This window comes from Amnibacterium endophyticum (assembly GCF_042680685.1).
GTDB lineage: Bacteria > Actinomycetota > Actinomycetes > Actinomycetales > Microbacteriaceae > Amnibacterium > Amnibacterium endophyticum.
The window spans coordinates 1-26,413 of the sequence record NZ_JBHUEA010000001.1 but is presented as its reverse complement, the minus strand read 5'-3'; the positions used below and the strand labels follow the sequence as shown (position 1 = coordinate 26,413).

The 26,413-nt window shown below is 74.2% G+C and carries 26 protein-coding genes; 11 read left to right on the top strand and 15 right to left on the bottom strand.

The window, feature by feature from the left end; translation table 11 throughout:
• Positions 1–2 precede the first annotated feature (2 nt).
• Entirely contained in the window at positions 3–995 is a 993-nt protein-coding gene (locus tag ACFSBI_RS00130; protein ID WP_377931152.1) for a putative oxygenase MesX, read from the bottom strand.
• A gap of 120 nt (positions 996–1,115) precedes the next feature.
• On the opposite strand from ACFSBI_RS00130, the gene ACFSBI_RS00125 reads away from it, so the two are divergent.
• Entirely contained in the window at positions 1,116–2,057 is a 942-nt protein-coding gene (locus ACFSBI_RS00125; protein WP_377931151.1) for a LysR family transcriptional regulator, read from the top strand.
• Between the two features lie 3 nt (positions 2,058–2,060).
• Here ACFSBI_RS00125 and ACFSBI_RS00120 read toward each other — a convergent pair whose 3' ends face one another.
• Positions 2,061–2,603 (bottom strand): GIY-YIG nuclease family protein, encoded by a 543-nt coding sequence (locus ACFSBI_RS00120; protein WP_377931150.1) that lies wholly within the window; start codon positions 2,601–2,603, stop codon positions 2,061–2,063.
• Between the two features lie 131 nt (positions 2,604–2,734).
• Here ACFSBI_RS00120 and treS point away from each other — a divergent pair, with 131 nt between their 5' ends.
• Positions 2,735–5,011 carry a maltose alpha-D-glucosyltransferase gene (gene treS, locus ACFSBI_RS00115; RefSeq protein WP_377931149.1) on the top strand — a complete coding sequence of 759 codons (2,277 nt, stop codon included), beginning with the start codon at positions 2,735–2,737 and terminating at the stop codon, positions 5,009–5,011.
• Positions 5,012–5,082: 71 nt separating this feature from the next.
• On the opposite strand, the gene gndA is transcribed toward treS, so the two are convergent.
• Positions 5,083–6,537 carry an NADP-dependent phosphogluconate dehydrogenase gene (gndA, locus tag ACFSBI_RS00110; protein WP_377931148.1) on the bottom strand — a complete coding sequence of 485 codons (1,455 nt, stop codon included), beginning with the start codon at positions 6,535–6,537 and terminating at the stop codon, positions 5,083–5,085.
• A gap of 110 nt (positions 6,538–6,647) precedes the next feature.
• On the opposite strand from gndA, the gene ACFSBI_RS00105 reads away from it, so the two are divergent.
• Entirely contained in the window at positions 6,648–6,965 is a 318-nt protein-coding gene (locus ACFSBI_RS00105) for a putative quinol monooxygenase (RefSeq protein WP_377931147.1), read from the top strand.
• On the top strand, positions 6,962–8,017 hold the full coding sequence (locus tag ACFSBI_RS00100) for a D-2-hydroxyacid dehydrogenase (protein WP_377931146.1): 1,056 nt from the start codon (positions 6,962–6,964) through the stop codon (positions 8,015–8,017). Before ACFSBI_RS00105 ends, ACFSBI_RS00100 begins: the two co-directional genes overlap by 4 nt.
• 33 nt (positions 8,018–8,050) lie before the next feature.
• Here ACFSBI_RS00100 and ACFSBI_RS00095 read toward each other — a convergent pair whose 3' ends face one another.
• The 10 genes from ACFSBI_RS00095 to ACFSBI_RS00050 all read right to left on the bottom strand — a co-directional run bounded on the left by ACFSBI_RS00095 (position 8,051) and on the right by ACFSBI_RS00050 (position 16,863).
• The gene (locus tag ACFSBI_RS00095) at positions 8,051–8,884 is read right to left on the bottom strand and encodes a type II secretion system F family protein (RefSeq protein ID WP_377931145.1); all 834 of its coding nucleotides are present in this window, start codon (positions 8,882–8,884) and stop codon (positions 8,051–8,053) included.
• A complete protein-coding gene (locus tag ACFSBI_RS00090) occupies positions 8,884–9,831 on the bottom strand; it encodes a type II secretion system F family protein (RefSeq protein WP_377931144.1) in 948 nt (315 codons plus the stop codon). The genes ACFSBI_RS00095 and ACFSBI_RS00090 overlap by 1 nt, the downstream gene beginning before the upstream one ends.
• Positions 9,828–11,243 (bottom strand): CpaF family protein, encoded by a 1,416-nt coding sequence (locus ACFSBI_RS00085; protein ID WP_377931143.1) that lies wholly within the window; start codon positions 11,241–11,243, stop codon positions 9,828–9,830. Before ACFSBI_RS00085 ends, ACFSBI_RS00090 begins: the two co-directional genes overlap by 4 nt.
• Positions 11,240–12,058: an AAA family ATPase gene (locus ACFSBI_RS00080; RefSeq protein WP_377931142.1), complete on the bottom strand. Its 819-nt coding sequence runs from the start codon at positions 12,056–12,058 to the stop codon at positions 11,240–11,242. Before ACFSBI_RS00080 ends, ACFSBI_RS00085 begins: the two co-directional genes overlap by 4 nt.
• On the bottom strand, positions 12,055–12,792 hold the full coding sequence (cpaB, locus tag ACFSBI_RS00075; RefSeq protein ID WP_377931141.1) for a Flp pilus assembly protein CpaB: 738 nt from the start codon (positions 12,790–12,792) through the stop codon (positions 12,055–12,057). Before cpaB ends, ACFSBI_RS00080 begins: the two co-directional genes overlap by 4 nt.
• A gap of 7 nt (positions 12,793–12,799) precedes the next feature.
• The gene (locus ACFSBI_RS00070) at positions 12,800–13,846 is read right to left on the bottom strand and encodes a TadE/TadG family type IV pilus assembly protein (RefSeq protein WP_377931140.1); all 1,047 of its coding nucleotides are present in this window, start codon (positions 13,844–13,846) and stop codon (positions 12,800–12,802) included.
• Entirely contained in the window at positions 13,834–14,220 is a 387-nt protein-coding gene (locus ACFSBI_RS00065) for a TadE/TadG family type IV pilus assembly protein (protein ID WP_377931139.1), read from the bottom strand. The genes ACFSBI_RS00070 and ACFSBI_RS00065 overlap by 13 nt, the downstream gene beginning before the upstream one ends.
• Before the next feature lie 61 nt (positions 14,221–14,281).
• A complete protein-coding gene (locus ACFSBI_RS00060; RefSeq protein WP_377931138.1) occupies positions 14,282–14,464 on the bottom strand; it encodes a Flp family type IVb pilin in 183 nt (60 codons plus the stop codon).
• A 336-nt stretch (positions 14,465–14,800) separates the two neighbouring features.
• Positions 14,801–15,460 (bottom strand): response regulator, encoded by a 660-nt coding sequence (locus ACFSBI_RS00055; protein ID WP_377931137.1) that lies wholly within the window; start codon positions 15,458–15,460, stop codon positions 14,801–14,803.
• On the bottom strand, positions 15,457–16,863 hold the full coding sequence (locus ACFSBI_RS00050; protein ID WP_377931136.1) for a sensor histidine kinase: 1,407 nt from the start codon (positions 16,861–16,863) through the stop codon (positions 15,457–15,459). Before ACFSBI_RS00050 ends, ACFSBI_RS00055 begins: the two co-directional genes overlap by 4 nt.
• Before the next feature lie 151 nt (positions 16,864–17,014).
• Here ACFSBI_RS00050 and ACFSBI_RS00045 point away from each other — a divergent pair, with 151 nt between their 5' ends.
• The 3 genes from ACFSBI_RS00045 to pth all read left to right on the top strand — a co-directional run bounded on the left by ACFSBI_RS00045 (position 17,015) and on the right by pth (position 18,935).
• Positions 17,015–17,527 (top strand): gluconokinase, encoded by a 513-nt coding sequence (locus ACFSBI_RS00045; protein ID WP_377931135.1) that lies wholly within the window; start codon positions 17,015–17,017, stop codon positions 17,525–17,527.
• A gap of 184 nt (positions 17,528–17,711) precedes the next feature.
• On the top strand, positions 17,712–18,335 hold the full coding sequence (locus tag ACFSBI_RS00040) for a 50S ribosomal protein L25/general stress protein Ctc (RefSeq protein ID WP_377931134.1): 624 nt from the start codon (positions 17,712–17,714) through the stop codon (positions 18,333–18,335).
• A gap of 6 nt (positions 18,336–18,341) precedes the next feature.
• A complete protein-coding gene (gene pth, locus ACFSBI_RS00035; RefSeq protein WP_377931133.1) occupies positions 18,342–18,935 on the top strand; it encodes an aminoacyl-tRNA hydrolase in 594 nt (197 codons plus the stop codon).
• Between the two features lie 292 nt (positions 18,936–19,227).
• Here pth and ACFSBI_RS00030 read toward each other — a convergent pair whose 3' ends face one another.
• Positions 19,228–20,358, bottom strand: a complete 1,131-nt coding sequence (locus ACFSBI_RS00030) for a peptidoglycan DD-metalloendopeptidase family protein (RefSeq protein ID WP_377931132.1) — start codon at positions 20,356–20,358, stop codon at positions 19,228–19,230.
• Positions 20,359–20,577: 219 nt separating this feature from the next.
• On the opposite strand from ACFSBI_RS00030, the gene ACFSBI_RS00025 reads away from it, so the two are divergent.
• Together ACFSBI_RS00025 and ACFSBI_RS00020 are read left to right on the top strand one after the other, a co-directional pair.
• A complete protein-coding gene (locus tag ACFSBI_RS00025) occupies positions 20,578–21,318 on the top strand; it encodes a class I SAM-dependent methyltransferase (RefSeq protein WP_377931131.1) in 741 nt (246 codons plus the stop codon).
• Positions 21,319–21,487: 169 nt separating this feature from the next.
• A complete protein-coding gene (locus tag ACFSBI_RS00020; RefSeq protein ID WP_377931130.1) occupies positions 21,488–22,519 on the top strand; it encodes an isopenicillin N synthase family dioxygenase in 1,032 nt (343 codons plus the stop codon).
• Positions 22,520–22,859: 340 nt separating this feature from the next.
• Here ACFSBI_RS00020 and ACFSBI_RS00015 read toward each other — a convergent pair whose 3' ends face one another.
• Positions 22,860–24,944, bottom strand: a complete 2,085-nt coding sequence (locus tag ACFSBI_RS00015) for a S53 family peptidase (protein ID WP_377931129.1) — start codon at positions 24,942–24,944, stop codon at positions 22,860–22,862.
• 273 nt (positions 24,945–25,217) lie between these two features.
• Between ACFSBI_RS00015 and ACFSBI_RS00010 the strand changes: the two genes are divergently transcribed.
• Both ACFSBI_RS00010 and ACFSBI_RS00005 read left to right on the top strand, forming a co-directional pair.
• Complete coding sequence (locus ACFSBI_RS00010; RefSeq protein ID WP_377931128.1) at positions 25,218–25,997, top strand: alpha/beta hydrolase; 780 nt, start codon at positions 25,218–25,220, stop codon at positions 25,995–25,997.
• Positions 25,998–26,139: 142 nt separating this feature from the next.
• A partial coding sequence (locus ACFSBI_RS00005) for a putative immunity protein (RefSeq protein WP_377931127.1) occupies positions 26,140–26,413 on the top strand: 274 nt, incomplete at its 3' end.

Genomic DNA, 26,413 nt, shown 5'->3' with positions numbered 1-26,413 from the left:
GCTCATCGGGCGAGCACCGGGCGCTCGGCGGCCCACTGCGCGAGCGCATCGCCGTGAGGCCCCATCAGGTGCTCCGCCGTGTAGCGGCCCTGGGTGACGGCGAGGCGGCTGCGCTCCTCCCGGTCGTAGCCGATCTCGGTGCGGGACCAGTCGTCGTGCTCGAGGCTCGGCCGGAACACCTTGCCGGCCGCGGTGCCCGCGTTGTAGATCTCCGGGCGGTAGATGCGCTGGAACGTCTCCATGACCCCGATCGTGCCCGCCAGCTGCAGGTCGGAGTAGTCGGCCAGCAGGTCGCCCCGGAAGTAGAGGGCGAGCGGGGCGACGCCGCCGGGCGGCATGAAGTTGCGGACCCGCAGCCCCATCCTCCCGAAGTAGTCGTCGGTGGCCGAGAGGGCGTCCTGCTCGTACTCGACCCCGAGCACGGGGTGGGTCGTGCCGGTGCGGCGGTAGGTCCTGCTCGTCGAGACGCTGATGCAGACGACCGGCGGCTGCGCGAACCGCTCCCGGTACGCCGCCGACTCGAGGAAGCGCTCGAAGAGCCGGCCGTGCAGCTCGCCGAAGTCGTCGGGGATCGTCGGGGCGCCCGCGGCCTCCTTCGCCGCCGGCAGCACGACGCTGAAGTCGTAGTCGCGGACGTAGGAGGAGAAGTTGTTGCCGACGATGCCGGCGTGCCGCTCGCCCGTCCGGCGGTCGACGATCGTGACGTCGAGCACCTCGATCAGCGGGAATTCGCGGTCCGCGCCGCCGCCCGACAGCAGCAGCTCGGCCGAGACGATCTCGAGCTCGACCCCGTAGCGGTCGCCGTTGGCGTCGTGCCCGCCCGCGAGGTCGTTCACCCGGCGCTCGATCATGTCCAGGGCGTTGCGGAGGTTCTGGCGGCGGTGCTCGCCCCGCGCGAGGTTCGCGAAGTTCGTCGTCAGCCGCGAGGCCTCCGACGGCGAGTAGTCCTCGTCGAAGCGGGTCGTGTCGATGCGAAACGCGAAGTCGTGCGCCACGGGCTGCCAATCGCTGGAGAAGAGCCCCGGACGCGGCCGAGCGGGGACGGCTCAATCCTGCCGGGCTCTCGGCGCCATCGGGTAACTCGCCGCTCCTATGGCACGGCATAGTTTGCGGCTATGGTTCAGCGACCCGCCTCGATCACGCTGCAGCAGCTGCAGTACTACGTGGAGGTCGCCGCGGAGGGATCGATCTCGGCCGCCGCGGACCTGCTGCACGTCTCCCAGCCGACCCTGTCCGCCGCCATGAAGGACCTCGAGGCGCGGGTGGGCCGCACCCTGCTGACCCGCTCGGCCCGCGGCGTCTCGCTCACGGTCGACGGCGTCGAGTTCCTCGGCTACGCCCGGCAGGTCGTCGAGCAGGCGTCGCTGCTCGAGCAGCACTACCTCGGTCGCCCGCCGTCGCGGCGGCTGCTCGGGGTGTCCGCGCAGCACTACTCGTTCGCGGTCGACGCGTTCGTCCGCATGGTGCGCGCGAGCGGCGCGGCCGAATACGAGTTCTCGCTGCGCGAGACCCGCACCTGGGACATCATCGAGGACGTCCGGACGCTGCGCAGCGAGATCGGGATCCTGTACCGGAACGACTTCAACGAGCGGGTCCTCGACAAGCTGCTGGGGGACTCCGGGCTCGCGTTCCATCCGGTGTTCGTCGCCGAGCCCCACATCTTCGTGTCGCGGACGAACCCGCTGGTCGGGCGGGAGCGCGTGACGCTCGCGGACCTCGTCGACCTGCCGCGGCTCGCGTTCGACCAGGGCGCGAACAACTCCTTCTACTTCTCCGAGGAGATCCTCTCGACCGTCTCGAGCCGGCGGGAGATCCGCGTCTCGGACCGGGCGACGATCTTCAACCTGATGATCGGGCTCGACGGCTACACGATCTCGACCGGCATCGTCAGCGACGACCTCGACCCCGCCATCGTCGCGATCCCGCTCGACGTGGACGAGCGGATCGAGATCGGCTGGATCGGCCGGCCGGGCGTGCGGCTGACCGACCAGGCGCAGCGGTACCTGGACGAGGTGCGGGCCGTGGTGGGGGAGTTCGGGGTCGAGCTGCTCGGGTAGCGCTCAGCGCGTCGCGGTGGCTTCGGCGACCCAGCGCGCCCAGCGGTCCCACGGGTCGACGCCGCCCGCGAGCACGTCGACGTGGGCGCGGAGGCGCTCGCTCGTGTCGAACCACTCGCGCCAGGTGCGCTCGGCGGCGAACTCCCGGTGCCGCCGCTGCTCCAGCGCCCGGTCGCCCCGCTCGAGTGCGAGCAGCCGGTCGTGCCGGATCGCCGCGAACCGCTGCCGCGGGTTCGCCGTCGTGCCGATCTTGATCCGGTCCCGCCAGCCCAGGTAGTAGACGACGTCGACCCGGGGCGGCGGCAGCTCGCCGTCCGGCGCCTCCCCGTGCGGCCACTCGCAGACCCCGCACGCCCAGCCGGCGGGCAGGCGGAGCCCGAGCCGCGACCCGCACAGGCGGCACGGCGCCGGCAGCAGGTCCGTCCTGCCGTGGCGTTCGCCGTCCGCCTCGCCGGCCTCCGCGAGGTGCTCCTCGCACAGCGCGACGGGCTCGGGCGCGACCGCCGGCGCGGGACAGGCGGGCACGAGGCAGGCGACGGGGTCCACGGCGCTCGCACCGTACGGGCGGGCTCCAACGCCGCCCCCGGGGCCGGGCACCCGGCGCTGAGTGATCGCTGAGCGGCAGCGCGACGGCCTCGCCCAGACTGGTGGTCGTCAGCGAGGCGGGGAGCACTGGAATGGACGAAGCCGACGGCGAGCCCGAGGTCAGCGAGATCACCTACGACGAGCAGCGGTTCGCCGCGCGCCCGGCCCGGCTCCGCCCCCGCGCCACCCTGCGGGGCGGCAGCGGCGGCCGGCGCGCGCTCAGCGACCCCCGCGCGGCCGACGCCTCCAACCCCAGCTACATCGGCTGGCTCGCGGGTCAGTCGATGCTGTCGGACGCCGATGTGCTCGGCCGCCAGCTGTCCGGGCAGCCGTCGATGTGGCGCAACGCCTACGCCCGCCCGAACCCGCGCAAGGCGATCGAGACGACCGACGTCTGGTTCACGGCCTACCCGATCTCGCTGATCACGACGCAGGGCACCTCGTTCCTGTCGGCGCTCGCGAGCAACCGCCTCTGGTCCGCGTTCGAGAAGATCGGCATCAACGGCATCCACACCGGCCCGGTGAAGCGCGCGGGCGGCATCGTCGGCTGGCAGGCCACTGCGAGCGTCGACGGCCACTTCGACCGCATCTCCACGCAGATCGACCCGGTCTTCGGCGACGACGACGAGTTCCGCCGGCTGACGGAGACGGCGGAGCGCTACGGCGGCAGCATCGTCGACGACATCGTGCCGGGGCACACGGGCAAGGGCGCGGACTTCCGGCTGGCCGAGATGGCCTACGAGGACTACCCCGGGATCTACCACATGGTCGAGATCCCGGAGGAGGACTGGGGCCTGCTGCCGGAGGTGCCGCAGGGCAAGGACGCGGTGAACCTCGACCGCGCGACCGAGTCCGCCCTGACCGAGCGCGGCTACATCATCGGCGAGCTGCAGCGGGTGATCTTCTACCAGCCGGGCGTCAAGGAGACGAACTGGTCCGCCACCGGGCCGATCCTCGGCGTCGACGGGCTGACCCGCCGCTGGGTGTACCTGCACTACTTCAAGGAGGGACAGCCCTCCATCAACTGGCTGGACCCGTCGTTCGCCGGCATGCGGCTCGTGATCGGGGACGCGCTGCACTCGCTCGGCGACCTCGGCTCGTCGGCGCTGCGCCTCGACGCGAACGGCTTCCTCGGCGTCGAGAAGAGCGCGGAGGGCACCCCCGCGTGGTCGGAGGGGCACCCGCTGTCGGAGGCGGCGAACCACTTCATCGCCGGCATGGTGCGCAAGGTCGGGGGCTTCACGTTCCAGGAGCTGAACCTGACGATGGAGGACATCCGCAACACCGGCCGGGTGGGCGCGGACCTCTCCTACGACTTCATCAACCGGCCTGCGTACCAGCACGCGCTCGTGACCGGCGACACCGAGTTCCTGCGGCTGACGCTGCGCACCAGCCTCGAGACCGGGGTCGAGCCGGTCTCGCTCGTGCACGCGCTGCAGAACCACGACGAGCTGACGTACGAGCTGGTCCACTGGGCGACGCTGCACGCGAACGACGTCTTCGACTTCCGCGGGCGCGAGCTGACGGGCCTCGAGCTGGCGGAGACGATCCGTGCCGACCTGATCCGCGGCATCACGGCGCCGGCGGCGGACTACAACCTCGTGTTCACGCAGAACGGGATCGCCTGCACGACGGCCTCGGTCATCGCCGCGGCCCGGGGGCACCGCACGCTGGCCGACATCCCGGACGAGGACGTGCCCGCGATCCGCGACGCGCACCTCGTCATGGCGATGTTCAACGCCTGGCAGCCCGGCGTCTTCGCGCTGTCGGGCTGGGACCTCACCGGCTCGCTGCCGGTGTCGCAGGACGACGTGCGCGGCCTGATCGGCGAGGGCGACACCCGCTGGATCGAGCGCGGCGCGCACGACCTGCTCGGCCTCGTGCCCGGGGACGCCCCGAGCGCCGCGGGCATGCCGCGGGCGCGCTCCCTGTACGGCTCGCTGCCGGAGCAGCTGGAGGACCCGGAGTCGTTCGGCAGCGGGCTGCGCGACGTGCTGCGGGTGCGCTCCGAGACCGGCATCGCGGTCGGCACGCAGATCGACATCCCGTCGGTGTCGCACCCGTCGATGCTCGTGATGGTGCACCGCCTCGACGGCGGCGACGCGACCGACGAGGACGCGCAGCTGCAGGTGACGGTGCTGAACTTCAGCGGCCAGCCGATCGAGGGCACGGTCCACTCGGACGCGCTGACGCCCCGCCGCCGCGTGACCTGCGCCGCGAGCGGGCGGGACTGCGGGCAGGTCGACGACCTGCACTCGTTCCGGATCGAGCTGCCCGCGTACGGCGGCATGTTCCTCATGGTCGGCCGCGAGGAGGTCCCGGTCGAGACCGGCCTGATCACCCTCCCGCTGCTCGAGCAGCTCCAGTAGCCCCTTTCATCTTGTAGGCAGTTCTCCCGCGATCGCGGGAGAACTGCCTACAAGATGAAGAGCAGCGGTGCTCAGTGGGAGTGGGCGCGCTGCTCGACCTCGCGGCGGTCGGCGTCGCCCCACATCGTGTGGAACGTGCCCTCCTTGTCGACGCGGGCGTAGGTGTGCGCGCCGAAGAAGTCGCGCTGGCCCTGGATCAGCGCCGCCGGCAGTCGGTCCGAGGACAGCGCGTCGTAGTACGACAGCGCCGACGAGAAGCCCGGCGCAGGCACGCCCGACAGCGCGGCCGTCGACACGACGCGGCGCCACGCGGCCTCGCCGTCGGCGACGATCTTCGCGAAGTACTCGTCGGCGAGCAGGGTCGGCAGCTCGGGGTCGCGGTCGTAGGCCTCGACGATGCGGTCGAGGAACTTCGCCCGGATGATGCAGCCCGCGCGCCAGATCTTCGCGATGTCGCCCAGGCTGAGGTCCCAGGAGTACTCCTTGGCGCCCGCGATCATGATGTCGAAGCCCTGCGCGTACGCGACGACCTTCGAGGCGTAGAGGGCGGCGCGCACGTCGTCCTCGAACCCGTCCGGGGTCTCGACCGGGGTCGGCCGCCCCTTCTCGAGCGCCTGCACGGCCTTGCGCTGCTCGGGCTTGGAGGACACCGCGCGGGCGAAGACGGCCTCGCCGATGCCGGAGACCGGGATGCCGAGGCCGACCGCGTTCTGCACGGTCCACACGCCGGTGCCCTTGGACCCGGCCTGGTCCACGACAACGTCGACGAACGGCTTGCCGGTCTCGGCGTCGGTCTGCTTCAGCACCTCGGCGGTGATCTCGATCAGGTACGAGGAGAGGTCGCCCTCGTTCCACTCCTCGAACACCTTCGCGAGCGCGGCCGGGTCGTGGCCGCCGACGCGGCGGAGCAGGTCGTACGCCTCGGCGATCAGCTGCATGTCGGCGTACTCGATGCCGTTGTGCACCATCTTCACGAAGTGCCCGGCGCCGTCGGTGCCGATGTGGGTGACGCAGGGCTCGCCCTCGGCCTCCGCGGCGATCGACTCGAGGATCGGGCCGAGCGTCTCGTACGCCTCCGCGGAGCCGCCCGGCATGATCGAGGGCCCGTTCAGCGCGCCCTCCTCGCCGCCGGAGATGCCGGTGCCGACGAAGTTCAGGCCCCGCTCGCGCAGGTCGTGCTCGCGGCGGATCGTGTCGTGGAAGTTGGCGTTGCCGCCGTCCACGATGATGTCGCCCTCCTCGAACCGCTCCGCCAGCTCGTCGATCACCGCGTCCGTGCCGCGGCCGGCCTGGACCATGATGATCGCCGTCCGCGGCTTCTTCAGGCTCGCGACGAAGTCGTCGATCTCGTGGCTCGGCACGAAGTCGCCGTCGCCGCCGTGGTCGCGCATCACGTCGTCTGTCTTCGCGTTCGTGCGGTTGTAGATCGCGACCGTGTGCCCGTTCCTGGCCAGGTTCCGGGCCAGGTTCGAGCCCATCACCGCCATCCCGACCACGCCGATGTCCGCCCTCGCCTGCTCGGCCATTCGTGCCTCCCTGTGCTGCTGCAACGCTGCGTCCGACCCTAGCGACGCAGCCCGTCCGGGCGCCGTGGAGGCGGGAGGGCCAGACTTCCGCGGGACGGACGGAGGCCGGGATGGCGCAGCAGGTGGTGGTGGTCGCGGTCGCGACGCCGGCGGACGGGCAGGCGGACGCGGTGCGGGAGGCGCTGTCGAGCGCCGTGCCGAAGGTGCACGGCGAGCCGGGCTGCGAGCTGTACGCGTTGCACGAGCGCGAGGACGGCGCCTTCGTGATGATCGAGCGCTGGGCGTCGGGCGACGCGCTGGCCGTGCACGCCGGCGGCGCGCACCTCGCGGAGCTGAACGCGGCGCTCGAGGGCCGGCTCGCCCGCCCGCTCGACGTCACGACGATGCGGGCGCTGCCCGCGGGCGACGCCGAGAAGGGCGCCCTGTGAGCGATCGCCGCCTGCGCGCGGTCGTCGCGACCCCGCTGCCGGACGCGCTGGTGCAGCGCATCCGGGACGCGGAGCCCCGCCTCGACCTCGTCGTCGAGCAGGACCTGCTGCCGCCGATGCGGCTGCCCGGCGACCACGGCGGCGACCCGGCGTTCCGGCGGTCGGAGGCCGACGAGCGGCGCTACCGCGAGCTCGTCGACTCGGCCGAGGTGCTGTACGGGATGCCCGACGAGCGCTCCGACCAGCTGGCGCGGACGATCCGCGCGAACCCGCGGCTCGCCTGGGTGCAGCTGATGGCGGCGGGCGGCGGCGCCCAGGTGCGCAAGGCGGAGCTGACGGGCGAGGAGCTGGCGCGCATCCGCTTCACGACCACGGCGGGCGTGCACGCGGTGCCGCTGGCGGAGTGGTGCGAGTTCGGGCTGCTCGCCGGGTTCAAGTCGCTGCCGCGGCTGCAGCAGCAGCAGCGGGACCGGTCGTGGCCCGAGACCCGGTGGCTGATGCGGCGGCTCGAGGGCAGCCGGGTGCTGATCGTGGGGCTCGGCGCCATCGGGCGCGAGCTCGCCAAGCGCCTCGCCGAGCGCGGCGTGCACGTGGCGGGGACGAGCCGGCACGCGGGGCACGTCGACCACGTGCACGAGGTGATCCACCCGCGGGACCTCGCGGCGGAGGTCGGCGGGTACCACGGCGTCGTCGTGACGCTGCCCGGCACCGACGAGACGCGGCACCTCGTCTCCGCCGAGGTGATCGCCGCGATGCGGGACGACGCGGTCGTGGTCAACGTCGGCCGCGGCACGGTGATCGACCAGGACGCGCTGATCGAGCGCCTCGCCGCGGGCCGGCTCGGATTCGCCGCGCTCGACGTCACGGACCCGGAGCCGCTGCCGGCCGACTCGCCGCTGTGGGGCCTGCCGAACGTGCTCATCAGCCCGCACACCGCGGCGCTCAGCGACGCGGAGGACGAGCTGATCGCGGAGCTGTTCGCGCGCAACGCGACCCGCTGGCTGGACGGGGAGCCGCTCATCAACGTCGTCAACACGCACGAGTTCTACTGACGCAGGCGGCGGGCGCGCCCGCCGCCTGCGGGCTCAGAGCAGGGTGTGCATGGCCGTGATGAGGCCGGGCGCGAGGATGATGATGAAGAGCACCGGCAGGATGCAGAACATCAGCGGGAACAGCACCTTCACCGGCACCTTCATCGCCTGCTCCTCGGCGCGCTGACGCCGCTTCAGGCGCATCTCGGACGCCTGCACCCGCAGCACGTCGCCGATCGCGATGCCGTAGACGTCCGCCTGGATCACCGCGCGGACGAAGCGCCGCAGGTCGGGGGAGGGGGCGCGCTCGGCCAGCGCCCCGTACGCGTCCTGCCGCGAGCGGCCGATGCTCAGGTCCTGCAGCGTCCGCGTCAGCTCGGCGGCGAGCGGGCCGGAGCCGTTCGCCGCGGCCTTCGCCATCGCGGCCTCGAAGCCGAGGCCCGCCTCGACCGCGATCGTCATCTGGTCGAGGGTGTCCGGCAGCTCGGCGCCGACGCGCTGCTGCCGCTCGACACCGCGGCTGTGGAGCAGCAGGTCCGGCGTCCAGAAGGCGAGCGTCACGGCGAAGAGCGCGACCGCGATGCGGAGCGGCACCGGGTCCGCGGCGAGCCAGAGCAGGGCGGGCAGCCCGAACGCGGCCGTGAGCAGCGGCTTGCCGACGAGCACGTTCCGGGGGGTCCAGAGCGCGGGGCGGCCGGCGAGGACGTGGCGGCGGGCGAGCCAGCCCAGGTAGCCGCGGCGGGGCCCCGACGTCCGCGCCGGCCGGGCCGCCGACTGCGGTCGCTCCCGGACCGGTCGGGCTCGCAGGGCGCGGGGCAGGCCGGCGAGCAGCGCGACGAGCAGCACGGCGGCGGTGCTGGTCACGGCGGCGAGCACGACGGCGATCATCAGAACTTGACCTTGATCGCGACCCGCATCCACAGGCCGCCGACGAGGAAGAGCAGCCCGGAGGCCGCGAGCGCCAGCCACCCGAGCGGCTCGCTGAAGAGCGGGGCGAGGTAGCCCGGGCGGATCACCAGGAGCACGAGCAGCACGCCGATCGGCAGCGCCAGCAGGATGAGCGCCGAGAAGCGGCCCTCGGCGCTCAGCGCCTTGACCTGCCGCCGGATCTGACCGCGCTCGCGGATCGTGGTCGCCACCTGGGCGAGCACCTCGGAGATGTTCCCGCCGGCCTCCTGGTTCACGGCGACGGCCTGCGCGATCCAGCGCATGTCCTCGCTGCGCATCCGATCCGCGGTCATCACGAGCGCCGATGCGAGGTCTCGGCCCAGGCGGGTCTCGTTCACGACCCGCGTGAGCTCCTCGCGCGTCGGCGACTCGGACTCGTCCGCGGCGCCGTCGATGGCCCGCAGCAGGCTGTGGCCCGCGCGCAGCGAGCCGGTAAGCAGCACGAGGGTGTCGTCGAGCTGGTCGACGAAGGCGGCGTCCCGCCGGTCCCGCCGGACCACGAGCACGATCCGTGCGGCGACGGGAGCGACCGCCGCCCCGACCGGGACCAGCACGAGCGAGAGCGGGCCGACGCCGCCGACGGCGAGCCCGAGCGCGCCGCCCACGACGGCGGCGCAGAGCACCGTCGCGACGAACGCGGGCGGCGTGAGCCGGACCCCGGCCAGCTCGAGCGCCGTCGCGAGCGGCGACTCGCCCGATCTCGCGCCCATCCGGCGCCCGATCAGCCCGGTCAGCGACTCCGCCGCCCTCGTGAGCCACGGACGCGGCGCGGACCCGGGCGGCCGGCGCCGGGCGGCCCGGATCCGCGGCCCGGCGGGAGCGGCGACCAGCAGGGTCGCGACGAGCAGGGCGGCGGAGCAGAGCGCGATCCCGAGCACCGCCGTCATCGCGCCGCGTCCAGCCCGAAGACGTGCGCGGGCACCGAGATGCCCGCGTCGGCGAAGCGCTCGACGAACCGCGGCCGCACCCCGGTCGGCATCGCGAGCCCGAGCACGCGGCCGCTCGCGTCGACGCCGGCACGGTGGTCGAAGACGAAGGCGTCCTGCAGGGTGACGACGTCGGTCTCCATCCCCTGCACCTCGGTGATGCGCGTGATGCGCCGGGTGCCGTCCCGCAGCCTGCTGACCTGCACGATCAGGTCGACCGCGGAGGCGATCTGCTCCCGGATCGCGCGGAGCGGCAGGTCCATGCCCGCCATCAGCACGAGCGTCTCGAGGCGCGCGATCGCGTCCCGCGGCGAGTTCGCGTGCACCGTCGAGATCGAGCCCTCGTGGCCTGTGTTCATCGCCTGCAGCATGTCGAGCGTCTCGCCGCCGCGGCACTCGCCGACGACGATGCGGTCGGGCCGCATCCGCAGCGCGTTCCGCACGAGGTCGCGGATCGTCACCTCGCCGCGACCCTCGATGTTCGGCGGCCGCGACTCGAGCCGGACGACGTGCTCCTGCTGCAGCTGCAGCTCGACCGCGTCCTCGATCGTGACGATCCGCTCGGTCTCCGGGATGTACGAGCTGAGCACGTTCAGCAGGGTCGTCTTGCCGGTGCCGGTGCCCCCGGAGACGATGACGTTCAGCCGCGCGGCGACGCAGGCGTCGAGCAGCATCGCCATGTCCTCGCTCATCGTGCCGAGCCGGATCAGGTCCTGCACCGTGAGCGGCTGCGCGGCGAACTTGCGGATGGTCAGGCAGGACCCGCCGACCGCGAGCGGCGGGATGACCGCGTTCACGCGGGACCCGTCCGCGAGCCGCGCGTCCACCAGGGGCGAGGACTCGTCGATGCGGCGGCCGACGCGGGAGACTATGCGCTCGATCACGCGGCGCAGCTGCCGCTCGCCGGTGAACGACGCGGGCTCGAGCTGGAGCCGGCCCGACCGCTCGACGTAGATGCGGTCGGGGCCGTTCACCATGATCTCGCTCACGTCGACGTCGTCGAGCAGGCGCTCGAGGGGGCCGAGCCCGAGCACGTCCGCGGCGATCTCGTCGAGCAGCACCGCGCGCTCTGCGGGCGTGAGCGGCACCTGCTCGTCCTCGACGATCCGCACCAGCTCGTCGCGGGCGATCGCGTGCAGCTGCTGCTCCGAGAGCCCCGCATCGTTCATCCGGGCGCCGATGCGCTCGAAGAGCTGCTGCGCCGCGCGCTCCTTGAACTCCGCGAGCGGGTCGACCGGGCGGACGGCGACGGGGCCCGCCTCGGGCTCGATCCTGCGGACGGGCCGCGGCGCGCGCGGCGGGGCGGCCGGCGCGGCGGGACGCTCGGGCCGGTGCCCGCCGAGGCGGTCGGTGAGGCGGTCGGTGAGGCTCATGCCCGGCTCCCGCCCGCGGTCCGGCGCGTCGCCGCCCCGTCCAGGTGCTTCACGAGGCGGGCGATCGCCCGGGAGGCCCGGTCGCGCGGTCGCTCGACGACCACGGGCACGCCCCGGTTCGTCGCGACGGCGACGGCGCGCGAGTGCGGGACGACGGCGTCGATCCGCCGCTCGAGGATGCGGGCCGCGTCCGCCTCGGTCAGCCCGGCCGCCGGGCCGACCTGGTTCAGCACGCAGGTCAGGGTCCGCGGCCGGAACCCGATGCGGGTGAGCACCGCCAGCTCGGTGCGGAGCGCCCGCAGCCCGGGCACGCTCAGCGACGAGACGGCGAGCGCGTCGCTCGCACGGTCGAGGACGGCCAGCGTGTGCTCGCCGAGGGCCGGCGTCGTGTCGACCACGACCCAGCGGAAGCCGCGCCGCAGCCCGCTGAGCAGGGCGCCGAGCTGCTCCGGCGAGACCCGGTCGCCCTCCTCCGGCGAGCGCGCGCCGCAGACGACGAACGGCCCGCTCGCGTGCTGCTCGAGGAGGGTCTTCAGGATGAGGTCGTCATGCCCGATCGGCCCCGCCACGAGGTCCGGCAGCGTCCGCTCCGGCTCCATGTCGAGCACCGCGGCGACGTCGCCGAACTGCAGGTCCGCGTCCACGAGCACGACGCCGCCCGGGTGGTCGGCGGCGAGCGCGGCGGCGACCGAGGCGGCCAGCGTCGTCTTGCCGACGCCGCCCTTCGGCGACAGCACCGCGAGCAGGCGGCCCTCCGTCGGCTCCTCCACCGGCGGCTCGAGTGCGGCGGGCGCCGCGGGCAGGACCGCGGTCACCGGTGCACCGCCTCGCACCGCGAGGTGCAGGTGCCGCGCCGCACGCCGGCGGTGCCGTCCTCGGACTCGTCGGTCTCACGGCTGAGCCACACGGTGCCCCACTTCTGACCCCACACCAGGGTCGTCACGTCCTGGCCGTCGAGCGCCAGGGTGATCAGCTGCACGTCGGCCGGCTGCTGGTCGGCCGGCTTCCCGCCGGACGGCGCGACCTCGGCGCCCGCCTGGACGGCGAGCACGGGGACGTCGTGCAGCCGCTGCTGGGCGACCGCGTCCGCGAGCGCCTCGCCGTCGGTGATCACGACCCCGACCCGGTCGCCTGCCTTGAGGGTCCCGCCGACGGCCTGCTCGATCGGCAGCTTCACGGTCACCGCCTGCGTCCCCTTCGGCAGCTGCTCGGCCTTCGCCTTCGCGGCGGCCGGGTCGCTGAAGCGGGCCTGCAGCACCTGCTCGCCCGCCTCGATGCGGCTGTTGGTCACGAGCCCGTCGAGCCGTGCCAGGTCCGTCACCCGGCCCTCGACGGCGGCCGCGGCGGGGATCTCCCGCACCTCGAGGAAGGCGCGGACGGCCGCGCCCTCGGTGCCCTTCGGCACGGCGCGCGCGGCGACGTAGGCGCGGACGGGCTCTGCGCCCGCGAGGGCGCGCGCGTCGGCGCCGCGCACCCAGCCGGTCAGCGCGAGGGCGCCACCGAGCGCGAGCACCGCGGTGAGCACGATGCCGATGATCCGGGTCCTCATGGGGTCCTCACTCGCTCAGGCGGACGACGGACGCGCCGAGGTCCGGGCCGGGGATGGCGGGGGAGGGGTCGGTGAAGCTCCAGCGGATGAAGGTGCCCTGCAGGCCGCGGCAGTTGCCGGTGCAGCGCAGCGCGCCGAGGAAGGAGGGGTCGGTGGCGCTGTCGGAGCCGGACAGGCGGTGTCCGGTGACGCGGAAGGCGGCGAAGCCGTAGATGCGGTAGCGGTCGCTGCTCTGCGTGCCGGTGTGCTGGCCGATCACGGAGAGGCAGGTGCCGTCGGCGGCGGCGGCGCAGTCGAAGACCGGCACCTGCACGACGCGGCCGATGAGCGAGTGGGGGCTCAGCAGCCCGCTGCAGACGCTGGGCAGGTCGTTGCCCTGGTCGCTCGCGACGAGGTCGCCCGCCTTGATCGTCGCCCTGCAGGTGCCGTTGGTCGCGAGCCAGCCGAAGCCGCCGGCGATGGGGTGGCCGTCGGCCGCGAGGCAGGCCGGCGTCCCGTTGTTCTGGTCGGAGCGCAGCAGCATCTTCGTGCCGCCGAGCAGCGCGCTCTGCACGCCGCAGAGTGAGAAGGCGAGCGGCAGGACGCCGTCCGCGGCGCCGGGGGAGGACCAGCTCGCGGTCGCGGTGGCTCTCAGCGAGGTCGCGGGCCGGTCGGGCGTGCCGAGCATCGCGTTCATCGCGGTCAGGAACGGGTGGGCGATGCCGGCGCCGTCGGCGGTGCGCGTCCCGGTCGTCACCCGCACGGACCTCGCGGTCGGGCGGGTGACCGAGACGATGGACTGCAGCCCGTCCACGGGGTCGTTCGCGTTCGCGACGGCCGTGACGTCGGAGCCGTACGCGGTGGTGCTGCAGGTGGGCAGGCCCTTCGCGCAGCGCGCGGCGATCGCGACCGCGGCGGCGTCGGCGCCGTTCTGCAGGCCGGCCTTCTCCGCGTAGAGCGCCCCGGCGTCGATCGCGAGCGCGGCGATGCCGAGCACCGGGATCATGAGGATCGCCATCACCACGGCGGCGGCGCCCTCGTCGTCCTCGAGGCGGCGCCTGGTCAGCTGTTGCACAGCATCGCTCCTGTTCCTCGGGGGCTGGTCGCGGGGAAGAGGCCGGTGAGGGACGGCAGGGCGTAGGTGACGGTGACGGTGCGGGTGGGCGTCGTCCCGTCGGTCGGGCAGGGCACGAGGCCGGCGACGGAGATCGCCGCCGGGTTCGGAAGGCCGACCGCGGCCGTGACGGCGGCGAGTCGGGCCTGCGTCGCGCTGCCGGTGACGACGAGCGAGCGGGCGGCGACCCGGGCCGCGTTGGTCACCGTCAGCTGTGCGGCGTAGGCACGGCCGTACTCGAGGACGCCGACGGTGAGCGGGGCGAGGATCAGCGAGAAGATCAGCGCGAACTCGACGGCGGCGGCGCCGCGGTCGTCGTGCAGCCGGTCTCGCATGGCTCTGCCTCCAGGGTCCGGGGCCGGCGGCGGACCGCCGCCGGCCCCCGGGGCGGTGCGATCAGAGCGACGTGGAGACGTCGGTGAACAGGCCGTTCAGCGCGACGCCCACCGCGGTGACCGCGCCGATGATGAAGATGGCGATGAGCGACACGATCAGGCCGTACTCGACGGCCGTCGCGCCCTCGTCATCGGTTCGCAGGCTGTTCAGCAGGGCCTGCAGGGCGACCAGGTGCTTCGTCATGGCGGGACTTCCTCTTCCTCGTGGAGCGGGTTCGCCCGCTTCCGGACGGATCGGGCGAGAGCCACGCTAGGAGCGCGGAGGGCGGCGAGGACGGTCGCGTTCAGAGGTTTGAACGCGGAACGGGCAATCCGATCTTGCGAGGAGAAATCGTTGCTGCTATGCGGACAGAACCCCTGTTCTGTCCGCATTCAAAAATGGTTTGCGCGGCAGTGGGGAGGTCATCCCTGCCGGCGTCGCGGCGCACGCGTGCGTGCTCGTCCGAGCGCCGCGGCGGCGTCGACGAGCCGCGTCGGGCGCCCTGGTGCGCCCGGGCGGGTGAGCCTCGACGAGGCCGGATCAGCCGGCGCGGCGGGCCGGCGCCTGCCGCAGCAGCGCGAAGGCGCTCTCGCGGTCCTTGACCTGCAGCTTCTTCAGCACGGACGACACGTGCACCCGCACCGTCGTCGGCGAGAGGAACAGGGCTGCGGCGACCTCGTCGGTGCTGCGGCCGTCGGCGAGCATCGTCATCACGTCCCACTCGCGCGCGCTCAGGCGGGCCGCGGCGGCGGAGCCGCGCGCGAAGAGGCGCTGGCGCGGGTTCCGGAACTCGTCGAGGACCCGGGCGACGAGGCGCGGCGTCATCGCCGCCTCGCCCGCGATGGCGCGGCGGAGCGCGCCCGGCAGCGCGGCGGGGTCGACGTTCTTCAGGACGTAGCCGGCCGCGCCCGCCCGGATCGAGTCGAACAGGTCGTCGTCGTCGTCGGACTGGGTGAGCATCACCACCGCCACGTCGGGCGCCTCGGCGGCGATGCGGCGTGCCGCACGGATCCCGCCGCCCGGCATGTGGACGTCGAGCAGCACCGCGTCGGGGGCGCTCGCGATCGTGAGGGCGTGCGCGTCGCCGGCGTCGCCGGCCTCGCCGACCACGTCGATCCCCGCGTCGACGAGCGCGTCGCGCACCCGGTCGCGGAAGGGGACGTGGTCGTCCGCGACGACGACCCGCAGCGCGGCGGTCACCAGACGACCCGCACGGTCGTGCCCCGGCCGGGAGCCGAGTCGACGTCGCAGCGGCCCCCGAGCGCCCGGGCGCGCTCCGCCATGCTGCGCAGCCCGTAGCCCGAGGTCGGTGCCGCGGGATCGAACCCGCAGCCGTCGTCCCGCATCTCGAGCAGGCGCTCCGCGCCGCCCCGCAGCACGACGTGGACGGTGCGCGCGCCTCCGCGGCGGACGGCGTTGCCGGCGGCCTCGCGGGCGATGCGCAGCACGGCGTGCCGTTCGTCGTCGCACGCGGCGGGCAGGGCGTCCGCGTCCAGCGCGAGCCGGAAGCCGTGCCGCGTCGCCATCTCGGCGAGCGCGAGCCGCACCGCCTCGTCGAGGCGGTCGTCGCCCCGGGCGCCGAGCGCGTGCACCGCGCCGCGGGACTCGTCGAGCGCGCGGTCCGCCGCGTGCACGATGCGGTCCGCGCTCGCGCCGGGCAGCGCGGCGGCCTCGGCGCGCACGAAGGCGAGCTCCTGCAGCACGCCGTCGTGCAGCTCCCGCGCGATCCGGCGACGGTCCTCGACCACCGACAGCTCGACCCGGTGGGACCAGTAGGCGCGCGACTCGCGCGACGCGGCGACGAGTACCAGCGCGAACGCCGCCGTCTGCAGCACCTGGGCCGCCGAGACGAGGTCGGCGCGCTGCTCCGGGAACAGCAGGAGGTCGAAGCGGGCCGCGGCCCCGAGCACGAAGGCGGCGCCGAGGAGCTGCAGGAAGGGGTCGCGCTCCCGCGCTCCGCGCAGCCGGAACCCGGTCGCGGCCACCACGAGCAGGACGCCCAGCACGGCGTCCACGGGGCGCAGCCAGTCGAGCCCGGGGACGACGAGCTCGAGCGGGGCGCCGTCGCCGTCCGGGTCGAGCGGGGCGACGAGCGCCGCTGCGACCGCGGGCACCAGCGCGAGCGCCGGCAGGGCGAGCAGCACGGCCCGGGGGCTCGCGCGGCGCGATCGCAGCGCGGTCGGCGCGCAGCCGGCGATGGCGATGCAGGCGGCGGCGACGATGCAGAGGACGGCGGCCGCGAGCAGCAGCACGAGGGCGAAGACCCGCAGCAGCGCGTCCGCGAGGGCGGCGACGGCGACCAGTCGCAGCCCGACGGACAGCGCCGCGTCCTGCAGGCGCCGCTCGCGGACGAACCGCCGGTGCGCCTTCATCCCGGCGAAGCCCGCAATGCAGCCGTCCAGCGCGCTCGTGACGAGCAGCAGGCGGCTGCTGCGCAGCTCCGGCAGCACGGTCTGCGCGACGACAGCGAGGGCCAGCACGGCGAGGCCGGCGCCGAGCGCCGACGACGCGGCGATCGCGGGCGCCGGGGCGACGGATGCGCGCAGGGTCCTCCCGCGGACGGCGCTCGCCGATCCGCTGCTCGTCTCGATCGCGAGGACCATGGGTGCCGTTCAGCCGCGGTGCGTCCGGGTGGGTGCCCGAACGGATGACCGACGCTAGGAGTCCCTCCGTGCGGGCCGCGACCCCACTTCAGGCCGCGCACCGCCCCGATCGCGGCGAGCGCGCCCAGGCCGGCTCGCTAGCGTCGAGGCCATGCCGATGCCGCCGCTCGTGATCATGGGGGTCTCCGGATCGGGGAAGTCGACCGTCGCGGAGCACCTGGCGGCCCGGATCGACGGCGGCGAGTACATCGACGGGGACGACCTGCACCCCGAGTCCAACGTGGCGAAGATGTCGGCAGGCGTCCCGCTCGACGACGTCGACCGCGCGCCCTGGCTGACCGCCGTCGGCCGCGCGATGGCGGCCTCGCACGCCGAGGGCCGCACGCCGGTGATGGCGTGCTCTGCGCTGAAGCGGATGTACCGGCAGCGGATCCTCGCGGAGGAGCCGGAGGCGTTCTTCGTCCTGCTCGACGTCGCCCGCGACGAGCTGGTGCGGCGGATGCACTCGCGGCGCGGCCACTTCATGCCCGAGTCGCTGCTCGAGTCGCAGCTGGCGACGCTCGAGCCGCTGCTCGGCAGCGAGCCCGGTGTCACCGTCCCGGTGCAGGGCCCCGCGCCGGACGTGGTCGAGCGGGTCGTCGCGCTCGTCGTCGCCGCCCGCTGACCTCCCGGATCCGCGAGCGTCGGACGGCACCCCGAGCCTCCGGTACACTCGTCCGCTGGACTTCGGCGAGGGACGCGCGCATGCGCGCCGTCCGTGATCGACGCGGCGCACCGGCGTGCCCGCGTCGGGCGCCGACCTGATCGACGGGGCCGGCACTCGGCCCGCTACAGCTGAGGAGACCGGCATGGCCGACAAGATCAACGCCGAGGAGCGCACCGCGTTCGGCAAGGGCGCTGCCCGCAAGCTCCGCGCCGCGGGGCGCATCCCGGCCGTGGTGTACGGCCACGGCACCGACCCGGTGCACATCAGCCTGCCGGGCCACGAGCTGTCGCTGATCGTCCGCCGCGCGAACGCGGTGCTCGACCTCGACCTGCCGTCGGGCGGCCAGCTCGCGCTGGTCAAGGACGTGCAGAAGGACCCGGTGCGCCAGATCATCGAGCACGTCGACCTGCTGGTCGTCCGCTCGGGCGAGCGCGTCGAGGTCGAGGTGCCGGTGGTCCTCACCGGTGAGACCCTCGGCGGCACCGTCGCGACGCTCGACTCCGCGTCGCTGCTGCTCTCCGTCGAGGCGACGAGCATCCCGCAGCACCTGACGGTCGACATCGAGGGCGCGGAGGACGGCTTCCAGCTGACCGCCGGCCAGGTCGAGCTGCCGCGCGGCGCGAAGCTCGCGGGCGACCCGGAGGCGCTCGTCGTCGGCGTGGCGAACGCGCCGTCCGAGACGGCGCTCGAGAACGAGGCCGAGGGCGAGTCCGCCGAGGGCGACCTGGTCGCCGAGGACGCGGAGCCGGCTGCCGCCGAGGCCTGATCACCCGTGGCGGAGGACGCCTGGCTGGTCGTCGGGCTCGGCAACCCGGGCACGCAGTACGCGGGCAACCGGCACAACGTGGGCCGGATGGTCGTCGACGGCCTGGCGTCCCGCTTCGGTGTCCGCTTCTCGCGTCACAAGACGGGCGCCGGCGTCGCCGAGGGCCGCGACCGGCCGGGCGGCACCCGCTTCGTGCTGGCCGCGCCGCAGACGTACATGAACGAGTCGGGGCGGCCCGTCGGCGCGCTCGTCCGCTTCTACTCGCTGCCGCCGGAGCGGGTCGTGGTCGTCCACGACGAGCTCGACATCCCGTTCGGCGACCTCCGGCTGAAGACCGGGGGAGGCCACGGCGGCCACAACGGCGTGCGGGACATCGCCGCCGTTCTCGGCACGCCCGAGTTCCCGCGGGTGCGCGTCGGTATCGGCCGCCCGCCGGGCCGGCAGCCGGCTGCCGACTTCGTGCTCCGCGACTTCACGCCGACGGAGCGCAAGGAGCTGCCGCTCGTCCTCGGCGACGCGGAGGACGCTGTGATCGACCTCGCGACGCTGGGCCTCGACCCCGCGCAGCAGCGCTGGAACGCGCCCCGCGCCGCCCGCTGACCCGCGAGCCCGTTCGCAGCGCGAGCCCGTCGGCAGGAACGAGGGAGCGCTTCAGCAGGAACGAGGAGCATCAGCAGGAACCGGGCGGTGCTCCATTCCTGCCGATCGTCCTGCTTCCTGCTGAAGCGCTCGCCGGTTCCTGCTGACGGACTCCGGCCGGGTCGCTTCCTGCTGACGGGCACCCGGACGGCTGATGCGGCCCTCGACGGACGACGCCCCGCCCGACGGGCCTGGGGAGTGCCCGCGGTCCGCGCGGTCGCGCTGCGGAGCCGGAAGCGCTCCGCCACAGGACTCAGCTCCCGAGCGGGATGCCCTTCGCGCGGAAGAACGGCACCGGGTTCACCGCGACGCCGTTGATGTGCACCTCGAGGTGCAGGTGGCAGCCGGTGGAGGCGCCCGTGTTGCCCTCGTAGCCGATCACCTGGCCGACCTTCACCTGCTGCCCGGGGTGGACGATGATGCGCGCCTGGTGCGCGTAGCCGGTCTCGATGCCGTTGCCGTGGTCGATCAGCGTCCAGTTGCCGTAGGTGCCCCACCAGCCGGTGGTCTCCACCCGCCCCGCGGCCGCGGCGTGGATCGCGGCGCCGCAGCCGCCGCCGATGTCCTGGCCGCGGTGGAAGAGGCTGACGCCCGCCACCGGCTGCTGGAGGCGCGGGCCGAACCCGTCGCGCAGCTCGCCGTGCAGCGGCACGACCCATGACGGCGCGACGACGGGCATGTCCCCGCTGACCCCGTCGGCGGTGACGCCGGACGCGTCGACGTCGCCGACGGAGAACTGCTGCACGTCGCCGTCCTGCTGGATGCCCGCGACCGGCGGCGCCTCGGCGGCGGCGAGCGACGGCAGCGCGTGGATCGCGACCAGCCCGAGCGCCGCCAGCACGGCGAAGACGTCCCGCATGGGGTGGCGCCCGCGGGCGGTCGGCGCCTCGGGCGCCGGCGGGGGAGAGCGGACGACGACCGGGCGCCGGGCGGGGCGGGGCGACGCGGTGGGCGCCTCGCGGAGGCGGCTGCGCTCCGGGGCCTGCCCCCGCACCGGCAGGTCGGGCCGGATCACCGGCAGCTGCTCGGTGCGCACGGGGCCGGCGGGCACGACGCGCGTGCGAGCGACCGGGATCTGCCCCGTCGTCAGCGGGCGCGGCCGCCCCGGGACGACCCGCGGTCCCGCGCCCTGCGGCGCGCTGCTGCGCGGCTGGGGCTGGCGGGGCTGCGTCGCCGCGCGCGGCGCGGGGCGGTGCTGCTCGGTGCGGACCGGGGAGCGCGTCGGCTCGGGGCGCAGGACGGTGCGCATCGGGTCCGTGCGTGCGGGCGCGGCGGTCGGCTCGGCGCGCGGGACGGTGCGGACGGGCTCGGAGCGCGGTGCGGTGCGGACGGGCTCGGAGCGCGGTGCGGTGCGGCGGCGCAGCTCGGCGGCCTCGGCGGCCATCTGCCGCATCTCCTCGGTCGGCAGACCCGGGCTGCGGCGAGGGGTCGCGTCGTGCGGCGACTCCTCGTTGCGGTGCAGCGCAGTCCCCTTCCGCCCCCGAGGGGTCCTCGCGCGGGCCCCGACTCGCAGGACCGTAGACACCCCCCGCACGGGTGCCATGGATTTCGATGGCGTGTCCGGCATGTCCCGTTCCGATCGCCCGGGCGTAGCGTCGAGCGCGTGGAGCTGCTCGAGTGGGACGCGTCCGCCTACGACGCGCTGCCCCTGCCGCACGTGCGGTGGGGCCGGGGCGTGATCGACCGGCTCGGGCTCGCGGGCGACGAGACCGTCGTCGACCTCGGCTGCGGCACCGGCCGCGACGCCGAGGGCGTGCTCGAGCGGCTGCCCCGCGGCCGGGTGGTCGCGGTCGACGGCTCCCGGAACATGCTCGAGCAGGCGCGGCGGCGCCTCGCCGGCTGCGACCGGGTCGAGCTCGTGCACGCCGACCTGACCCGGCCGCTGCCGCCGGAGGTCCGCGGCGACGCCGTGATGAGCGTCGCCACCTTCCACTGGGTGCCCGACCACGCCGGCCTCTTCGGGCGGGTCGCGGCGACCCTGCCGGCCGGCGCCCGCTTCGAGGCGGAGTTCGGCGGACGCGGCAACATCGCGGGCTTCCAGGCGGCGCTGCAGCGCGCGGGCGGACCGGCGGAGGGGTCGAGCTGGACGTTCGACGACGAGGGAGCGACCGCGGCCGCGCTCGAGGCGGCCGGCTTCCACGACGTCGACGTGCGCCTGGTCCCGGATCCCGTCCGGCTGCAGCGGGGCGGCCCGCTGGAGGCGTTCCTCGCCACCGTCGTGATGCCCGCGATCCTCCGCGACCTGCCGGCTGACGAGGGCCGGGCGCTCGTGCTCCGCACCGCGGAGGAGCTGCCCGAGCCGGTCGTCGACTACGTCCGGATGCAGCTGACCGCGACCCGCTGAGACGGCTGCTCGCGGCGGGCGGGATCCGGCCTCACGGTCCGCGGTAACACCGCTGCAACACCGCCGCCGTAGCCTCGACGGGCCGAGTTCAACGGACAGCGGGGCCTGACGGGCCGGGAAAGCGGACACCTCCGGCGAGCAGATCCACTCGATCCGAAGGAGTCCTCCCGTGTTCCAGATCCCCGTCGTCGACCTCGCGCCCTACGTGCGGGGCGGCACCCCCGCGCAGCGCGCCGAGACCGCCGCGGCGCTCGACGCCGCCTGCCGCACCGTCGGGTTCCTGCAGGTCGTCGGCCACGGCGTCCCCGACGCCGCCGCAGACGGGCTCGCCGCCGCGCTCGACGACCTGTTCGGCCTGCCGCTTCCGACCAAGCGCCGCTGGATGCGGCCCGCGGGCGAGAACCGCGGCTACACGCCGCCGAAGTCCGAGTCCCTCGCCCTCAGCCTCGGCGTGCAGTCCGAGACGCGGATGAAGGACTTCTTCGAGGCGTTCAACGTCGGCACCGCGGCCTCCGAGCTGCCCGGCGAGGCGCTGATGGCGGAGCACTACGCCGAGAACACGTGGCCCGAGGTGGAGCGCTTCCAGGAGCGGATCGACGTCTGGCGCGGGGAGGCGGGCCGCGTCGCCCGCACGCTCTGCCGCGTCTTCGAGGACGCCCTCGGCCTCGACGCCGGCTTCTTCGCCCGGCTCGCCCGGCATCCGATGGAGGTGCTGCGCACGAACCACTACGCCCTGCCCGAGGGGACCCGGGTCGAGCTCGACGAGGACATGATCGGCATGGGCGAGCACACCGACTTCGGCATCGTCACCGTGCTCTGGGCGGATCGGGTGAAGGGGCTGCAGCTCCTGCACGAGGGCCGCTGGCACGACGTGCAGCCCGCGGAGGGCGCGCTGCTCGTGAACCTCGGCGACCTCACGACCCGGCTGACCAACGAGCGCTGGCTGTCGACCGTGCACCGGGTGAAGCCTCCGATCGTCGACGGCACGATCCAGCGGCGCCGGTCCGCGGCGTACTTCTTCGACGGCGACCCCGAGGCGGTCTACGGCCCGCTCGAGCGCTTCGTCGACGCCGAGCACCCCGCGCTCTACGCGCCGGTGACGGGCGACGAGCACGTGCGCGCGAAGCTCGCGGGCTCCCGCGCCGGGGTGCTGAACCCGGCCGCGGAGCGCGAGGGCCGCCGGGTCATCGCCGCCGCCTGACCGCCCGCCGCTCCACGATCGCGCTCGTGCGGTCCTCAGGTGCAGTTGCGGTCGCACGTGCGACCGCAACTGCACCTGCGAGCCGCACAAGGGCGAAGCCCGTCGTGCGTCCTCCACGCCGCGACCGGTCGCTCGTCCCGCCTTCCTGCGGCGCGCAGGTGCAGATGCGCTGCCACGTGCGAGCGCATCTGCACCTGGCGACCGCACGCAGCGCCGGACGGAGCCCGCGGCGGGTACCGGCGCCGGGTCGCTCGTCCCTGCAGCGGCTCCGCCCCGAGCGCGTCCGGGAACGGCGAAGGCCCGCCCGGACGGGTCGTCCGAGCGGGCCTCCGCGCACGCGCTACTTCGTCTGCGCCCGCACGAGGCCGTCGAAGAACGCGCCACCGTTCGGGGTGCCGACCCCGGTGGCGTCGTCGTAGCCCTTGACGCTGTGCAGCGACTGGTCCGGCTCCTCGAGCGTCCGCAGGCTCGCGGTCAGCCCGCCCTTCGCGTTCTCGCTGTTCGCGTAGTTGATCCGCACGACGCTCGGCAGCGGGTCGCTCGTGGTCCTCCCGAACAGGTCCGCCTGGTCGACGTCGTAGTACGCCGTCGATCCGGAGGCCGAGTAGGCCGCGTAGATCGTCGGGTTCAGGAACCCGAGCGCCTTCCCGCCGTTGTGCTGGTTCAGCACCGCGGCCATGCCCGCCATCAGCGGGGCCGCGAGCGACGTGCCGCCGATCCGGTACTCGTCGTAGTACGTGCCGTCCGTGAACTGCTGCGTCTGCCCCACGAGGAAGCCGGTGTTCGGGTCGGCCAGCGCGCTGATGTCCGGAACCGCGCGACCGCCTCGGGCGCCGATCGCCGGCGTCTGGTACGACGGCTCGGCGAAGATCGTGCTGACGCCGCCGCCACCGCCGCCGTAGAACTCACCGGGCAGCGGCTCCTCGAGCTTCCCGTTCAGCACGTACGGCGCGCTCGACAGGTGGTCGGTCGACGTGGAGGAGATCGGGTCGAGCCCGGTCTGCCAGCCCACCTCGAAGTCCCGCTGCCAGCCGGGCTGGTTGAGCGCGGACTTCGGGTCCTTCGCCGAGCCGTAGTCGAGGCCGGCCGGTGCCGTGCCGCTCGGCACGATCGCCGCCGAGGTGCCGCCGACCGCGGTCACGAACGGGCTGTCCGCGTAGAAGTCGACCTGCGGGCTGCCGAACGTCGACGCCTCGTCACCGTTGTCGCCGCTCGAGACGTAGACGCCGATGCCGGTGGCCGCCGCCTCCATGAACGTGTTGTTGAGGCTGTTGACGTACCCCTGGGGCACGTTCTCGCCGCTGAACCCGTAGCTGATCGAGATGATCGACGCGAGGCGCTTGGTCACGATGCGCTTCACGCTGCGGTCGAAGTCCTGGTAGGCGTTCGACGAGGCGACGTAGAGCAGCTTGGCGCCCGGCGCGGTGGTGTGGATCGCCTCGGCGTCCAGCGTCTCCTCGCCGTAGTAGTCGCCGGGCACCTGCTGCGGGGTGTCCGGGTGCTTGTAGACGCCCGGCGGCACCTGCTCCGTGATGCTCGGCGCCGGCAGGTTGTGGTTCCTGCTGTACGTCGCGACGTCGTCCACCAGCGTGGGGCTCGCGTTCGCGCCGACGAAGGCGACGGTCTGCCCCGCGCCGGTGTCCGTGGCGCTCAGGCCGTAGAGGCCGCGCACCTGCATCGGCGTGTAGCCGCAGGGCGCGAACGGCTTCGTGGTCGTGCCGTAGGCGGGCGCGTTCGGCGTCGACACCGTCTTCTCGCCCCACCACAGCGAGCAGGGCTCGCCCGCGCGGAAGCCGATGCCGGGAGCGCCGTGGTTCTGCTTCGGCGAGTCCCCGGCGGAGCGGGTCGGCGCGAGCAGCGCCGCACCCTGGTCGAGCCCGACGACGGCCTGCACGGTGGAGCCGAGCGAGGACGGGACGCTGACCGCGGACTCCGGCGCCCGCAGCACGCGGCCGTCGACCGTGTACTCGCCGAGCTTCGTGCTGAAGGCGGACTGCGCCTGCGCCACCGTGCCCTCCGCCGCGACGTACTGGTTGTCGTCGGCGGTCTCGACGACCGAGAAGCCGGCGTGGCGCAGGAACTGCTGCACGGCGACGACGTCCGACTGCGACGGCGCGAACCGCTGCTTGAACTGCGCCGGGGTCAGGAACTTCCCGTGGCTGCTCGACCCCGGGGTGCTGACCGCGAGGGCGGTCGCCGCCGCCTCCGACTGGTTGCGCCAGTTCAGGTAGACGCGGATGTTCACCCAGTCGCTGGACGGCGCTGCCTTCTTCAGGGACGACGATCGCGCCCAGGCGGGGCGACTGCCGTTCAAGGTGGTTCGAGCCGGGGCGGCGCTCGACGGCGCTGCGAAGGCGCCGGCTCCCACCAGCGCGATCGCGGTCATCAGGGCGGAGCCGCCGACCATGCGGGTACGACGGGACATGTGTCCTCCTCCATGCGCGGTCGGGATGGCCGCGCACCCGCAGCCCAGCACGGGCTGTGTTTCTGCGAAGTTTCCGCACAGCGTGGCGTGCGGCGACGGCGGCGAGCACGCAGGATCCGAGCGCGGCTCGCCGCTCCGACGGCGGAGGGCGCGCGTCGCGCGCGACGCGCAGCTCGTGCGGTCCTCAGGTGCAGTTGCGGTCGCACGTGCGACCGCAACTGCACCTGGGAGCCGCACCAGGACGTCACCCGGCAGCGGTGGCAGGCTCGCGGCATGGCCGTCGCGAAGGTGGACTTCTTCTCGGACGTGCTCCAGCTCGGCACCGCGATGACCGTGGTCCTGCCGGAGCCCGCGGAGCACCGCATCGGCGCGGACGGAGCGGAGCGCAGCGGTCCGCCGCCGGTGCTGTACCTGCTGCACGGGCTCAGCGACGACGACGGCATGTGGCTGCGGAACACCTCCATCAGCCGGTATGGCGAGGAGCGCGGCCTCGCCGTCGTGATGCCGCAGGTGCACCGCAGTTTCTACACGGACCTGCCGGGGGAGGCGGGGCGGTACTGGACCTTCCTCTCCGAGGAGCTGCCGGCGGTCGTGCAGCGGTTCTTCCGCGTCTCCGACCGGCGCGAGGACACCTTCGTCGCGGGCCTCTCGATGGGCGGATACGGCGCGCTCAAGTGGGCGCTGCGCCAGCCGCACCGCTTCGCGGCCGCCGCCGGTCTGTCGAGCGTCGCCGACGTCCGCGCCCTCGTCGAGGCGGGCGAGCGCGAGGGCCTGTTCCGGACGGTGTTCGGCGGCGACCCGGTCCCGGACGAGTCCGACCTGCTGCACCTCGCCGGTCGGCTCGATGCTGCAAGCGCGCCGCGCCTCTTCGTCTGCTGCGGCACGGAGGACGCGCTGGTCGACGGCAACCACCGCCTGGTCGAGGCGCTCGAGGCGCGCGGCGTCGACCTGACGACGGACTTCGGCCCGGGCGACCACGAGTGGGGCTACTGGGACGCCCACATCCGCGACGTCCTCGACTGGCTGCCGCTCGAGCGCGCGACCGCCGACTGACCCCGTCCGCGAGGACGCCGCGACCGCGCGGAGGATCCGCGACGGGGTGGAGGACGACCGGCCGCGCTCCGTCCTCCACCCGGTGCCGGGTCCTCCGCTCCAGCAGGCATGCCGGGACTCCGGGAGGCGGCACCATGGGGCGGTGCCCTCCGCGCAGACGCTGAACCTCGACGACCGCCGCCTCGTCGCGGCGTGGGCCGCCGACTGCGCGGAGCGGGTGCTGCCGCTGTTCGAGGCGGAGGCGCCGGAGGACCGCGTGCCGCGCGACGCGATCGAGCGCGCCCGCGGCTTCGCAGCCGGCGAGCTCGACGCCGCGGGTGAGATCCGGCGCCGCTTCGTCGCCGGCCGGGCCGCGCACGCCGTCCGAGCGCCCGCGGTCGCCGCGGCGAGGTCGGCGGCGCAGGCCGCGGGCGTCG

Coding starts and splice junctions, on each gene's coding strand:
- ACFSBI_RS00010 (WP_377931128.1), top strand. CDS start 25,218: ATGGCCGTCGCGAAGGTGGACTTCTTCTCGGACGTGCTCCAGCTCGGC.
- ACFSBI_RS00050 (WP_377931136.1), bottom strand. CDS start 16,863: ATGGTCCTCGCGATCGAGACGAGCAGCGGATCGGCGAGCGCCGTCCGC.
- ACFSBI_RS00065 (WP_377931139.1), bottom strand. CDS start 14,220: ATGCGAGACCGGCTGCACGACGACCGCGGCGCCGCCGCCGTCGAGTTC.
- ACFSBI_RS00015 (WP_377931129.1), bottom strand. CDS start 24,944: ATGTCCCGTCGTACCCGCATGGTCGGCGGCTCCGCCCTGATGACCGCG.
- ACFSBI_RS00040 (WP_377931134.1), top strand. CDS start 17,712: ATGGCCGACAAGATCAACGCCGAGGAGCGCACCGCGTTCGGCAAGGGC.
- ACFSBI_RS00105 (WP_377931147.1), top strand. CDS start 6,648: ATGGCGCAGCAGGTGGTGGTGGTCGCGGTCGCGACGCCGGCGGACGGG.
- cpaB (WP_377931141.1), bottom strand. CDS start 12,792: ATGAGGACCCGGATCATCGGCATCGTGCTCACCGCGGTGCTCGCGCTC.
- ACFSBI_RS00090 (WP_377931144.1), bottom strand. CDS start 9,831: ATGACGGCGGTGCTCGGGATCGCGCTCTGCTCCGCCGCCCTGCTCGTC.
- gndA (WP_377931148.1), bottom strand. CDS start 6,537: ATGGCCGAGCAGGCGAGGGCGGACATCGGCGTGGTCGGGATGGCGGTG.
- ACFSBI_RS00060 (WP_377931138.1), bottom strand. CDS start 14,464: ATGACGAAGCACCTGGTCGCCCTGCAGGCCCTGCTGAACAGCCTGCGA.
- ACFSBI_RS00095 (WP_377931145.1), bottom strand. CDS start 8,884: ATGATCGCCGTCGTGCTCGCCGCCGTGACCAGCACCGCCGCCGTGCTG.
- ACFSBI_RS00125 (WP_377931151.1), top strand. CDS start 1,116: ATGGTTCAGCGACCCGCCTCGATCACGCTGCAGCAGCTGCAGTACTAC.
- ACFSBI_RS00085 (WP_377931143.1), bottom strand. CDS start 11,243: ATGAGCCTCACCGACCGCCTCACCGACCGCCTCGGCGGGCACCGGCCC.
- ACFSBI_RS00045 (WP_377931135.1), top strand. CDS start 17,015: ATGCCGATGCCGCCGCTCGTGATCATGGGGGTCTCCGGATCGGGGAAG.
- ACFSBI_RS00030 (WP_377931132.1), bottom strand. CDS start 20,358: ATGGCCGCCGAGGCCGCCGAGCTGCGCCGCCGCACCGCACCGCGCTCC.
- treS (WP_377931149.1), top strand. CDS start 2,735: ATGGACGAAGCCGACGGCGAGCCCGAGGTCAGCGAGATCACCTACGAC.